This is a genomic window from Shewanella decolorationis (assembly GCF_004354305.1).
In the GTDB taxonomy this organism is placed as follows: domain Bacteria; phylum Pseudomonadota; class Gammaproteobacteria; order Enterobacterales; family Shewanellaceae; genus Shewanella; species Shewanella decolorationis.
This window is the reverse complement of sequence record NZ_CP037898.1, coordinates 4,220,512-4,232,697: the sequence shown is the minus strand read 5'-3', so window position 1 is coordinate 4,232,697 and position 12,186 is coordinate 4,220,512. Positions and strand designations below refer to the sequence as shown.

The 12,186-nt window shown below is 40.9% G+C and carries 12 protein-coding genes; 9 read left to right on the top strand and 3 right to left on the bottom strand.

Going from position 1 to position 12,186, the window contains the following annotated elements; genetic code table 11:
- Position 1 precedes the first annotated feature (1 nt).
- The 7 genes from ispH (at position 2) to EYR25_RS18855 (ending at position 7,400) form a co-directional block, all read left to right on the top strand.
- Positions 2-958 (top strand): 4-hydroxy-3-methylbut-2-enyl diphosphate reductase, encoded by a 957-nt coding sequence (ispH, locus tag EYR25_RS18885; RefSeq protein WP_133182172.1) that lies wholly within the window; start codon positions 2-4, stop codon positions 956-958.
- A 217-nt stretch (positions 959-1,175) separates the two neighbouring features.
- Positions 1,176-1,739, top strand: coding sequence for a type IV pilus modification protein PilV (gene pilV / locus EYR25_RS18880; protein ID WP_023267617.1), 564 nt, complete (start codon positions 1,176-1,178; stop codon positions 1,737-1,739).
- Positions 1,740-1,752: 13 nt separating this feature from the next.
- On the top strand, positions 1,753-2,712 hold the full coding sequence (locus tag EYR25_RS18875) for a PilW family protein (RefSeq protein WP_023267616.1): 960 nt from the start codon (positions 1,753-1,755) through the stop codon (positions 2,710-2,712).
- Positions 2,713-2,723: 11 nt separating this feature from the next.
- Complete coding sequence (locus tag EYR25_RS18870) at positions 2,724-3,185, top strand: pilus assembly PilX family protein (RefSeq protein WP_039978390.1); 462 nt, start codon at positions 2,724-2,726, stop codon at positions 3,183-3,185.
- A gap of 3 nt (positions 3,186-3,188) precedes the next feature.
- Entirely contained in the window at positions 3,189-6,695 is a 3,507-nt protein-coding gene (locus EYR25_RS18865) for a pilus assembly protein (protein ID WP_133182170.1), read from the top strand.
- Between the two features lie 10 nt (positions 6,696-6,705).
- Entirely contained in the window at positions 6,706-7,098 is a 393-nt protein-coding gene (locus EYR25_RS18860; protein ID WP_133182168.1) for a type IV pilin protein, read from the top strand.
- Positions 7,095-7,400: a TapY2 family type IVa secretion system protein gene (locus tag EYR25_RS18855; RefSeq protein WP_023267612.1), complete on the top strand. Its 306-nt coding sequence runs from the start codon at positions 7,095-7,097 to the stop codon at positions 7,398-7,400. The genes EYR25_RS18860 and EYR25_RS18855 overlap by 4 nt, the downstream gene beginning before the upstream one ends.
- Before the next feature lie 163 nt (positions 7,401-7,563).
- Here the strand turns inward: EYR25_RS18855 and EYR25_RS18850 are convergent, their stop codons facing one another.
- Both EYR25_RS18850 and EYR25_RS18845 read right to left on the bottom strand, forming a co-directional pair.
- Positions 7,564-8,058, bottom strand: coding sequence for a GspH/FimT family pseudopilin (locus EYR25_RS18850; protein ID WP_023267611.1), 495 nt, complete (start codon positions 8,056-8,058; stop codon positions 7,564-7,566).
- 254 nt (positions 8,059-8,312) lie between these two features.
- A complete protein-coding gene (locus EYR25_RS18845; RefSeq protein ID WP_023267610.1) occupies positions 8,313-8,825 on the bottom strand; it encodes a GspH/FimT family pseudopilin in 513 nt (170 codons plus the stop codon).
- A 327-nt stretch (positions 8,826-9,152) separates the two neighbouring features.
- Here EYR25_RS18845 and glnB point away from each other — a divergent pair, with 327 nt between their 5' ends.
- Both glnB and EYR25_RS18835 read left to right on the top strand, forming a co-directional pair.
- Positions 9,153-9,491, top strand: a complete 339-nt coding sequence (gene glnB / locus EYR25_RS18840) for a nitrogen regulatory protein P-II (RefSeq protein ID WP_011073353.1) — start codon at positions 9,153-9,155, stop codon at positions 9,489-9,491.
- A 192-nt stretch (positions 9,492-9,683) separates the two neighbouring features.
- Positions 9,684-10,973, top strand: a complete 1,290-nt coding sequence (locus tag EYR25_RS18835; RefSeq protein ID WP_133182166.1) for an NAD(P)/FAD-dependent oxidoreductase — start codon at positions 9,684-9,686, stop codon at positions 10,971-10,973.
- Positions 10,974-11,042: 69 nt separating this feature from the next.
- Here the strand turns inward: EYR25_RS18835 and EYR25_RS18830 are convergent, their stop codons facing one another.
- The gene (locus EYR25_RS18830) at positions 11,043-12,059 is read right to left on the bottom strand and encodes a LacI family DNA-binding transcriptional regulator (protein ID WP_133182164.1); all 1,017 of its coding nucleotides are present in this window, start codon (positions 12,057-12,059) and stop codon (positions 11,043-11,045) included.
- Between the last annotated feature and the right edge of the window lie 127 nt (positions 12,060-12,186).

Below are 12,186 nucleotides of genomic sequence, written 5' to 3'. Positions count from 1 at the left end.
GATGAAATTTGATCCTACCAGCCCAAGTTTAAATATTATGCTGGCTAATCCTCGCGGCTTTTGTGCTGGTGTGGATCGCGCCATTAGCATTGTTGAGCGTGCGCTCGAGTTATTTTCGCCGCCGATTTATGTTCGCCATGAAGTCGTGCATAACCGCTATGTGGTGCAAAATCTGAAGGATCGCGGTGCCGTATTTGTAGAAGAGTTAGACCAAGTACCGGATAACAATATTGTTATCTTCAGTGCGCATGGGGTTTCTCAGGCGGTACGCGCCGAGGCTAAGGCGCGTGGGTTGCGAGTATTCGATGCGACTTGTCCGTTAGTCACCAAAGTGCATTTGCAGGTCACCCGTGCGAGTCGCAAGGGGATTGAATGTATTTTGATTGGCCATGCGGGGCATCCTGAAGTTGAAGGCACCATGGGACAATACGATAACCCCAATGGTGGTGTTTATCTGATTGAGTCCCCGGCAGATGTCGAGACTTTACAAGTTCGCGATCCTAATAACCTCTGCTTCGTGACTCAAACAACGCTCTCGGTCGATGATACACTCGATATCATCAGCGCCTTATTGAAACGCTTCCCATCCATCGAAGGCCCACGTAAGGATGATATTTGTTACGCGACGCAAAACCGTCAGGATGCGGTGCGTAACTTATCGGCCGATGTGGATCTGTTAATTGTGGTCGGTTCGAAAAACAGCTCTAACTCTAACCGCTTGCGTGAATTGGCATTGAAAACCGGAACTCAATCTTATCTGGTTGATACCGCAGATGATATAGATTCATCTTGGTTTGAAGATGTGACAAAAGTTGCAGTGACCGCTGGCGCATCGGCACCAGAAGTGCTGGTTCAGCAGGTGGTTCAAGCGATTGCAAAATTAGCACCGAGTGTCGTTACTGAAGTTGAAGGGCGCAAAGAAGATACCGTCTTTGCCGTACCTGCTGAACTACGTTAATTGATGTAGAAAATAGTCGTAAATTGAAAGAGGCCAATGGCCTCTTTTTTATTGTCTAAGTATGACTAAATTCAAACAAAGCATAATGAGATTGCAGCTTATATGCTATTGTTACTGGCCACTTACATTTTACTCATCTATTATTAACTGCTAATAATATTTTTATCGTAAGATTAAGATTTATAAAGGGTAAAAGACTGAAAAGTTTGTCAAAAATATGACTAAATTCGAACGATTGACACAGCGGAAATATCGACTGGGCTTCTCATTAATTGAAGTTCTAGTTGCATTGGTGATTCTCGTGATTGGTTTAATTGGTATTTTTAATTTACATGTCGTTGCTAAACGTGGCAGTTTTGAGTCTTTCCAACAAACTCAAGCTTCATACTATGCAAATGACATTATTAATAGAATGAAACTGAATCGAACTCAATTAGCTAATTATAGTGGCGAATATACTGGAACACTGGCTAAGCCGAGTAAAGCATGTGATGTTGTTGTTGGGGCGGTCAGTTTGTGTACGCCTGCTGAAACTGAAGCTTGGGATCTTTATCAATGGGAACAGAGTTTCATGGGCGCTGCAGAAATCGTTGATGGCCAAAATGTCGGTGGATTAGATACTCCAACAGCTTGTATAGCCATTGATGGAACGACGGTGACTGTTGCCGTGGCATGGAGAGGCATTCGTGAGGGCGCAGGCACAACATACACTGGTAATGAATGTGGTGAAGATCTTGGCACTCGTCGACGTCTTTTTGTCGTATCAACAGTGATTATTTAGGCGAGCAGACAAAATGACGAATTTTCAAAAGGGAATGTCGTTAGTGGAGTTAATGGTTTCGATGCTTATCGGGCTATTTCTTACGCTAGGGCTTTTCGCCATGTTTAGTATGTCTTCTTCAAATGTGGTAACGACTAGTCAATTCAACCAACTACAAGAGAATGGCCGGATTGCCTTGGCGTTGATGGAAAGAGATATTACCCAACTTGGTTTTATGGGGGATATTACGGGAACGGACTTTATTCTTGGAACGAATATGGCGCTAAGAGACGGCATTACCAATGATTGTATTGGTGCTGGTGTTAACAACGGTACATTGCCTAACGCCGAGCCTGCACACTTTAGACGTCTTTGGGGATATGAAGCTGGCAAAAGTGCAGAGAGTTTGACTTGCTTAAATGGTGTTAATCCGAATACGGATGTTATTCAAATTAAAAGGCTTATTGGGCCGCCAGTTACTAACCCTAATGGTGAACGTTATTATATGGCAGTCAATTCAAGTGAAGCAGTGTTATTTAAAGGGGGAAACCCTCCTAATCCTGCACTTGAAAATGCCCGCTTCTGGGAGTATCAGCATCATATATACTTCATAAAAAATGACGGCTCTGTGCCAGTATTAAGACGTAAAACACTCACTAAAAATAATGGCATGAATAACGAAGAACAATTAGTTGAGGGGATAGAGAATATGCGTATTCTCTATGGTTTTGATAATGATGGCGATGATACTGCTGATAGTTTTATGCCCGCCGAAAACGTGACTACGTTAATGTGGGATAATGAATTATTTCAGCGTTTAGTTGCGGTTAGGGTTTTCTTATTAGTTAGAGCAATCGATGAAGATAAAAGCTATACAAATGATACGACTTACACTTTAGGCGATAAGGAAATAAAAGGATTAAATGACCATTATCGGCGAAAAGTTGTTTCAACAACGATGGTGCTTGCCAATCCGGTGTTAATTAGAAATTAGAGGGTAAAGGGATGAGAAAGCAAAAAGGAATAGTACTGTTTTTCGCACTCATAGTCCTACTATTAATGACCATCATAGGTGTCGCTTTAGCGGTAAATTCTACGCAATCTATGCGAATGTCAGGTGCGGGGTCTGAGCGAATAGAAGCTAAAGCCATCGCCGATGGCGGCTTAGAAGCGGCTATAGAAGCGAATAAAGGTACGAGTTTAGCAACGTTATCAAATGTCTCTACTGGCACTGAGTTTGGTGCTCAACAGACCTTAACACCTATTCCATTTGAGGTTGATGCTGGTGGAAATGTGATTATTGGCGCCAAAGATGTTGGATGCCAACGAAGTACAAAAGCGAATAGTGGAAACATCATCAGTTGCCGACGGGTTGAAATTAGCAGTACAGCTAATTTTGGCCGTGATAATTTAGGTCAGCTCACCGTTGTTGCGGGAGTCGAGCAAGAAGTTTTGACAGGGAGTTAAGATATGCTAACTAAAAAACTCACTTTGTGTACATTGCTTGCATTGGCTGTCACGTCAATATCAACCTTTGGCGATGACACTGAATTATATGTTAAAGAGTCGACAACTCGCACGGGTGCTAGACCTAAAGTCTTGGTTATTTTTGATAACTCGGGAAGTATGTCTACCGAAGAAATTACTCAGGTGATTGATTATGATCCCGATTATGACTATCCCCCTATTAGTGGTTCAGGGTACAGTGGCGATCGAATCTATTACACCGTGGGAGGCGGAGCATTACCAAAGCCGGATACCAGTTCAGATAGACGATATTTTGATGCTACGATAAACGGTTGTAATCAAAGTAAAGCTGCATTGGATCAATATGGCCGTTTTACAGGCTATATTCGCGAGTTCACTTCAAGTGGGACTACGGGGGTATGGAAAGAGTTTCCCGAGACAGATGGTCGCAATATTCAGGTAGTTGATTGTTGGGAAGATATTTCTCAAGTTGATCCTCGGAACTCATCTTCTTATTCAAATGGTTTTCCCGCTAACGGTTTAACTACTGGTTCAGGTAGACGAAAAAAGGCATTTCCCTACTATACATCTGCTTCTCCTAGTAATACCTGGGCTGATGCCTTAGCCGCAGCGAAAAATACAGATTTTGGTGTTGGTCAGCCTGTCACTTTTTATACAGATAACTATTTAAGGTGGTATTGGTTGTCTAAAGAAGGACGGTTGCCAACCGTAAAAGTTTCAAGGTTAGAGATTGCGAAGAAGGCGATTTCTAACATTATTAATTCTACCCCAACCGTCGATTTTGGGTTGGCTGTATTTAATTACAATTATCCTAATGAGGGGAATAGGGATGGTGGCCGGATAGTTTCGGGTATCACTCAAATGACAGATACCTCACGAGCAAGTTTACTCAATACTATTGACGGTTTGCCTGCTAAAACAAATACACCTTTGTGTGAAACTATGTACGAAGCCTATCGTTATTTTGCTGGTAAAAGTGTTGTTTTTGGACACGCGGATACCGATTATGGCTCTTATGTAGGCAATCGCCCTCCTTATGATACTTCTGTAGAAAAAAACGGTACTTACAGCAGCCCATTTAAAGTTTGTACTGATATTGCCTATGTGATTTATGTTACTGATGGCTCACCAACCGTTGATGGAAGTGCTAATAACGATGTTAAAAGTTTAACTGCTACAGCAAGTAAAAGCGGTGATTATTCATCATTTTCTCAGGGTTTAAGTTCGCCTAGTTATTTACCTGCATTAGCAAGTTATATGTTCAATAATGATCTAATCAATAAACTTGATAGCTCTAACACGGAGCAAATGCAAAATGTGCGCACTTACACTATTGGTTTTAGTAAAGGCGCAGAGGATGCGGCCCCCTTATTAGCGGAAACAGCTAAACGTGGTGGTGGCTTATATTTTGCAGCTCAGAATAGTTTAGAATTACAAAATGCCCTTAATGATGCGTTATCAAATATTCTTAATATAGACTCGAGTTTTACTTCTCCAAGTATTGCGAGTAATAACTTTGATAGAACACAAACTTTTGATGCTGCTTACTATGCGATGTTTTTACCAGGTAAAGGTCCTCGCTGGAGTGGTAATTTAAAGAAACTTAAAGTAACAGCTGATGGCACCTTAGTTGATAGTCAAGGAAATGCGGCTATTGCTGATAACGGAAATATTAAAGATACCGCTTGTACGATTTGGTCCGATTGCGCCAGCCAAAAAGATGGTAATAAGGTAGAGGTAGGTGGTGCTGCTGCTCAAATTAAGAGTCAAGCGAGTCGAACCATTTTAAGTAATTTAGGAGGAGCAAATAGTTTGTCTCCTCTTACGTTATCTAATGCACAAAGTGCTGCTGGTGGCGATCAAGCTCTAGCTACCTTTATGAGAACCAGTATTGATGAAGTCGCAAATACTCTAGATTGGTTAAAAGGTATTGATGTTGATGATGACAATAAAAACGGTAGTACAACTGATAAACGCAGTGATGTTATGGGCGACCCTTTACATTCAAAACCACTGGCATTGAATTTTGGTAGTGAAACGGCAACTGATATCAGAATCATTCTTGGTACTAACCAAGGTGTATTACATATGTTTAAGGATGGTGGAGAATCTGTGTCCGAAACATGGGGATTTATTCCTTTTGAACTTCTCCCTAATTTATATGAACTTCGAACCAATGACCCATCTGGTGTACACACAGTATATGGAATGGATTCATCTCCCGTAGCTTATACCGAAACGGATTCTACCGGTAAAGTAAACAAGGCTTGGGTTTTTGTGGGTATGCGGCGTGGAGGATCATCTTATTATGCTCTAGATGTATCTAATCCAGACAGCCCATCTCTTATGTGGACAATTAATCCTTCTTCCGATGGTTTTGCTGATCTAGGTCAGACCTGGTCGGAACCTATTGTGACTAAAATCGTTGGTTACGATAAACCGGTATTAATTTTTGGTGGAGGTTATGATGTGAGCTTTGATGCTACACCGACGACTTCGCCATTAGGTAGTGTTGTATATATTGTTGATGCACAAAAGGGAACGCTGATCCATTCTTTTGGTGGATCGGCGAGTGGGGCAACTGTGTTGCCTGGTATCCAAGGCAGTATTCCTAATTCAGTTGCAGTGCTTGATAGCAACAACGATGGTTATACAGACCGTATATATGCATCGGATGTTACTGGTAACATTTGGCGTATGGATTTACCGAGTGCAAGCATCGATACTTGGACTGCGTTCAAATTTGCCTCATTGGGTGGTACAAATAGTGATAATCGACGGTTCTTCGCTGAGCCTGTTGTTGCTCAAACAATGTTTACAAATTTATCGGAAGTATCCGTGACAACAGGGAGTGAAACTGTCACAACGAAAACATATCAAAATGTGCCTTATGATGCTGTTGCTGTGGGTAGTGGGATGAGGCCTAGTCCTTCAAGTACAAACGTTAATGATATGTTTTTTATGCTTCAAGATCGTAACGTCGTCACTAAGAGTTTTACTGGGAGTGATGTGCCTTCTACCATTACTATCAATAACTTGTATGATGTTACATCAAGTGCACCCACTTCAGAATCCGATAATATTAGCTTTAGTACTAAGTTAGGTTGGTTTTATGACTTTTCGGGGTTAGGTGAGAAGAGCTTAACCGCGGCGCTTATTGTTCAGGGGAAGGTGTACTTCACATCATATTCTCCACCAGCTGACTCTGTTGCGGATAACGTATGCCTTGTTTCTGGTGCTGGTAAACTCTATGCGTTTGATTTACATAAAGGAACTAGGTCATTTTCTCAGTTATACTATGAACTTGGAGAACGTGTACCCGATACTCCTCAAATCGTGATCCCTGCACCTGAGACTGGTAAAGATCCTTATATTTATATTATTGGTGTTGGTAAAGGCGATAAAAATGAAAATGGTGAATACAGTGGCACGATAAATGTCGCTTCTGGTTTAGGCGTGAATAAAATTTACTATCATATTAATGAGTAAATATTTTTATATGAATATCAAATACAAAGGTTTTACCTTAATCGAAGTGATGATAGTTGTTGTCATTATCGGGATTTTGGCTGCAATTGCATATCCTTCTTATACTCGCTATGTGGCTCAAAGCACGAGAGCTGAGGGATTGTCTGCGTTGATGAGATTAGCCAATTTGCAAGAGCAGTATTACTTAGATAATCGTAAGTATACGACTGACTTATCTGAGCTTATAGGTGCAGACCCTTATATAACTGAACATGGAAATTACTCTGTCACATCAAGTGGTACGTCATCATTTACACTAAAAGCGGTCGCGCAAGGAATACAGGCTAGTCGAGATTCATCATGTTCCCCTTTGACCATTACTGATACAGGGGCTAAAGGTCCCAGTGCGGAGTGTTGGAAATGAAAAAATTATTGATCACAACTATTTTGGTGCTAACGTCTAGTCATCTTTGGGCTGCAGTTGCGAGTGGTCAAACAGAACAAGACTTTAAATGCTATATAACATCAAAAAAGGATGCTGAAATTGCATTTTATCGCTGGAAAACCAGTGAAATGAGTTTACGTATGGCGAGTCTTGTTGGGTCACTTCGTCAGTCGAATGATGGGCAAAAATTCTATATAAACACTGTTGAAGAATGTGTTGAGCTTAGTGCAAAATTTAGTAGTAGCAAGGCTCAAGAGCTGGACCGGTTAACCCCAAGATAAATATATCTTTAAAAAAGTTTGAAAGTGTCAAAGCTATTTATGACGGGGTAAACATGATAAAAAAGCCTAAAAAATTTTAGGCTTTTTTATCCGTAGTTATTTTCACTATCAAACTGTTATTAATGTTTAATTAGTTGTCTATCAATAATGAACCATACATAGGTTATGAACAACTTTTGTGCTCGTCATCTTCTTTTATAAGACCAGACGTGCTTATTTTAATGCTTTTTGAAGCATCACTTTTACCACTTGGGCAATAGATGATTGATGTTTCTGTTGATACCAAACCATCGGATGTAAAATTCACGGTTTTATCTGTTGGGCCTGTTAATGAAATAGTATCTTTTGAGTTAAATCCATCTATTATCTTTAGTACCTTCTTGGCGCCATTACGTTCGACATAAACACTAAACCCTTTACTCCAATCATTACCACAGGGATTGGATGCGTAGGGGCAAACTGTTACTGTCGTACCATAATTCACTGCTTGATTTCGGGCAAAGGCAAAGAGGTCATTAATCTTTTGTATCTCATTGGCTCCGCGGGTCGCTTCATATATCGCAGTAAATGATGGTACTCCAATGGATAGCAACAAAGCAGCAACCGCAATGGTGACCATTAACTCAACTAAGGTAAATCCCTTGGATATAGTAAACATGCAGTAATCCTCGCTTAAACTTAATTAAGTATATGCGAGAGTGACTTGTTGGTCAGTAACTATCTGTTTAAGATAAATTTATATAACCAATTGTTTTATTATTCTATTTCTTTATAATTTTTAGGTTTTTTAGGTTTTTTAGGTTTTTTAGGTTTTTTAGGTTTTTTAGGTTTTTTAGGTTTTTTAGGTTTTTTAGGTTTTTTAGGTTTTTTAGGTTTTTTAGGTTTTTTAGGTTTTTTAGGTTTTTTAGTGTTTTAGCGACAATCAATATTTTTGGCAGTTGATATACGAACTCGTCCAGCTTGATTTACGACCACTGCTTTGGAGTTTTTACTATCAACAGTTCTTGGACAATATTTAAATGTACCATTTGCCCCCGATGCAAGTCCATCTGGCTGAAACTTAACAGAACTACGGTTATATTTTATAAAATCTTGGCTATCAAACTCATCTAGAGTCATTATCACTTTGTCATTTAAATCGAGTGTTTCTGCAGTACCTGAGTCCGTAAAAACTGAAATGCCTTTTTGCCAGTCTTCATGACATTGACCGTCAATTAAGGGGCAAACCGTTACTCTATATCCGTAGTTGATAGCGGTATTACGTGCAAATACAAGTGTTTGCTGGATTGTCTTAATATTTGAATCCGCTCTAATACTGTCTTTAATATCAGTAAATGTCGGAACACCAATGCTAAGGAGTAGTGTGGAGATGGATAGTGTTGTGACAAGTTCAATCAAGCTAAAACCAAGTTGTTGTGCTTTCATAACAGTTCCTTTGTTTTAGGGGTCGCATCCTGCGAACGTGTGGAGCCTTTTGTAGTGGTCAACTAAATTTGGCCACAGCTTTAGAATCTTCCCAAAATCTTCGCTCTGATTCATTTGGGCTCAATCCTGCATTGTTACTAAAGTCTAAGTATAGGAAGGCGGCAATGAGGTCGTAGTGTTTTTTATAGATTTTTACGTACTAAGAATCGTTTTATAGAAACTGTGTTTTATGAGGAAAGCACCGCCTATACTTCAATAATCACTTAACCCCGTGTAAGCTAATGGCATTCTATTGATTCTCTGTAAGCAAGTGCTAAGGAATGTTTGATGAAAAAAGTTGAAGCGATTATTAAGCCTTTTAAATTGGATGATGTACGCGAGTCACTTGCTGAGATAGGTATCACAGGGATGACAGTGCTTGAGGTAAAAGGTTTTGGCCGTCAAAAAGGGCATACCGAGCTTTATCGCGGTGCTGAGTATATGGTCGACTTTTTGCCAAAAGTTAAAATTGAACTCGTCATTCAGGATGATTTAGTCGACCAAGCCATTGATGTTATTGTTGAAACGGCACGCACAGGTAAGATCGGCGATGGCAAAATTTTTGTGACTGATGTGGAACGTGTTATCCGCATTCGAACTGGTGAAGAAAACGAAGAAGCAGTGTGATTTATCCGTTTCCAGAGGGGGCCATTAGGCCCCTTTTTGTTGCTTAAAATTTATGATTGATGGGACTAAGCCTTTCTGTTTCTGAAATATCTTTAATGCAAAATTCTCTGTTTAGTTAGACTAAAGTAGTTATCTCTTATCTGTTCCATGATATAACTTAGCCACTTAAATAGGCTTGTTGAGGTTGTTATTTTGGCTACTAAACGGATCGTGATAGTGGGTGGAGGTGCCGCGGGTTTAGCGCTAGCCTCAAAATTAGGCCGTAAGTTGGGTGGCAGTGATGTAGTCGATGTTTGCTTAATTGATAAAAGCCCAATCCATATTTGGAAGCCAAAATTACACGAAGTAGCTGTTGGGGTTATTGACCAGTCAATAGAGGGATTATTGTATCGAGATCATGGCCTTAAGAATGGTTACCGATACATTCGTGGCGAAATTGAGCAGTGTGAACCCGATGCCAAAACAATCCAACTTGCCGCAGTTTATAGTGACTCGGGTGAATTGCTGCTTGAGCCCAGACAGATTGAATATGATTACTTAGTGCTAGCCTTAGGTGGGGTCTCTAATAGCTTTAATACCCTTGGTGCTGAGCAACATTGTATTTTCCTTGATAGCTTAGATAACGCTAACTTATTCCATCAAAAGTTATTAGATGCATTACTACGACTCAATGAAACACAAGAGAAAGTCAGTATAGGTATTGTCGGCGCTGGCGCTACAGGTGTTGAGTTAGCCGCAGAGCTTCACCATGTCATTGAATCGGTGAAAGAGTATGGCTACCTCAATATCTCTAAGCATCATCTTGATGTACATCTTATTGAAGCCTCACCAAAAATTCTCCCACAGTTACCCGAACGTGTGAGCGCAAGAGCTCAAGCGGTATTGGATAAAATTGGCATCCGTTTGCATATTGGGGTGCAGGTTAAGGAAGTCACCCGCGATGGCTTTATTACTCAAGATGGTGATGTAATCGAAGCAGGGCTTAAAGTGTGGGCGGCTGGTGTGAAAGGGCCCAAAGCATTTCAAAATTTTTCTAAGTTACCCATTACGCCGCGCAATCAAGTGGAAGTTGATGCTTGTATGCGAGTAAAAGGTCATCAAGATATTTATGCGCTTGGAGATTGCGCTCTATTAATTCTAGAGTCCGGCCAACCTGTGCCACCGCGCGCTCAAGCGGCAGCACAAATGGCGGATACCTTATATGAGAATATTGTGAATCGTTTACAAGGGAAGGCGGAAAAGCCTTTTGTGTATAAGGATTATGGTTCTCTGGTGTCTTTAAGCCGTTTTTCTGCAGTAGGCAATCTAATGGGGAATTTGCGTTCAGGGACTTTCTTCGTGGAAGGACATATCGCCAGGATCATGTATATCTCGTTATACCAAAGACACTTAGCGAGCCTTTATGGCTGGTTCTCCGCAATTATTTATCGCATTGCGCAAAAGCTACTGAAATGGCAAAGGCCAAAGCTGAAATTGCATTAACTCATTAATTGAAAACAAAACAGAGAGCCTTGGCTCTCTGTTTTGTTTTATGCCTAGCCGGGCTGAAAACTAATTTTTGGGAGAGGCAGAAGAGTCTCGGATCACGGGCTCTGGCGTAAATGTTTTGGCGAATTTAGCATCTTGCTCACGGCGTTTCGCGATTAACAACTCTGTCGCCACTTGGGCGATTTCAGCGTTAGGTTGATGTACAGTTGTCAGTTTTGGCCAAGTTTGGCGTGAGAATGGGCTGTCTTCGAAGCCGACAATGGATAGATCGCCAGGGATATCTAGCCCTGCTAAACGAGCAGCAAAAAGTGCCCCTGCTGCAATTTCGTCGTTACAGGCAACAATCGCTGTTGGGCGGTTCTTTAATTTGATCAGTGTATTCGCTCCTTCCACGCCTGACTCAAAAGAATACTTTCCTTCAATTATGTAATCTTCATTCAGAAGCAGGCGATTTTTTGTTAATGCTTGTTTATAACCAAGTAACCGCTCTTTGGTGGACTCGTGGTGTAGATCGCCACTTAAAAAGGCAATTTCTTTATGGCCTAAGTCGATCAAATGCTGAGTAATTTCCACCGCACCAAATTTGTCATTGACTAAAATCGTCAGCCCATCTTGTTCTTTACCACCTTCGCCGGCAATTATTCGCACATAGTTGGCGTCAATGTCGCTTAAGGCTTTAAGGACTTTAGGATCTTCAGAAAGAGGTGGTGTTAATACTAAACCTGCCAGTCGCGAATGTTTCACTAGTTGAGTCAGTTCATCGCAAATGCTGTCAGATTTTGCGTTACAAGGATGAATAACCAGCTCATAGCCTTTATCTTTACAGGCCGACAAAATCCCGTTTTGCATATCGATAATGTAATAAGCGTTGGGATTATCATAAATAAAACCAATGGCATAGGATTTTGTGCCAGCAAGGTTTCTGGCGGCGAGATTGGGCTGGTAGTTTAATGCCTTGATGGCCTCGTTCACTTTATCAACCGTGGCTTGTTTTACCGAGGGTTCGTTATTGGTTACGCGGGAAACCGTCTTGATTGACACTCCGGCATATTTAGCGACGTCGTTGATAGTGACTTTCATTGATCTACAAACTCTTTATTCAAATGTGCGAAGGGCTAGCTAATAGATGAACCTAAATCCTTCAGGTGCAATTTACAAGCAGACTGCGTTGTCAGCTCACTTTTTATTATGCTTCTTATAGTGCGAG

Excerpts from the sequence above, each read along its gene's own strand:
- EYR25_RS18850 (WP_023267611.1), bottom strand. The coding sequence starts at position 8,058 with ATGTTTACTATATCCAAGGGATTTACCTTAGTTGAGTTAATGGTCACC.
- pilV (WP_023267617.1), top strand. The coding sequence starts at position 1,176 with ATGACTAAATTCGAACGATTGACACAGCGGAAATATCGACTGGGCTTC.
- EYR25_RS18865 (WP_133182170.1), top strand. The coding sequence starts at position 3,189 with ATGCTAACTAAAAAACTCACTTTGTGTACATTGCTTGCATTGGCTGTC.
- EYR25_RS18830 (WP_133182164.1), bottom strand. The coding sequence starts at position 12,059 with ATGAAAGTCACTATCAACGACGTCGCTAAATATGCCGGAGTGTCAATC.
- EYR25_RS18845 (WP_023267610.1), bottom strand. The coding sequence starts at position 8,825 with ATGAAAGCACAACAACTTGGTTTTAGCTTGATTGAACTTGTCACAACA.
- EYR25_RS18870 (WP_039978390.1), top strand. The coding sequence starts at position 2,724 with ATGAGAAAGCAAAAAGGAATAGTACTGTTTTTCGCACTCATAGTCCTA.
- ispH (WP_133182172.1), top strand. The coding sequence starts at position 2 with ATGAAATTTGATCCTACCAGCCCAAGTTTAAATATTATGCTGGCTAAT.
- EYR25_RS18860 (WP_133182168.1), top strand. The coding sequence starts at position 6,706 with ATGAATATCAAATACAAAGGTTTTACCTTAATCGAAGTGATGATAGTT.
- EYR25_RS18855 (WP_023267612.1), top strand. The coding sequence starts at position 7,095 with ATGAAAAAATTATTGATCACAACTATTTTGGTGCTAACGTCTAGTCAT.
- glnB (WP_011073353.1), top strand. The coding sequence starts at position 9,153 with ATGAAAAAAGTTGAAGCGATTATTAAGCCTTTTAAATTGGATGATGTA.
- EYR25_RS18875 (WP_023267616.1), top strand. The coding sequence starts at position 1,753 with ATGACGAATTTTCAAAAGGGAATGTCGTTAGTGGAGTTAATGGTTTCG.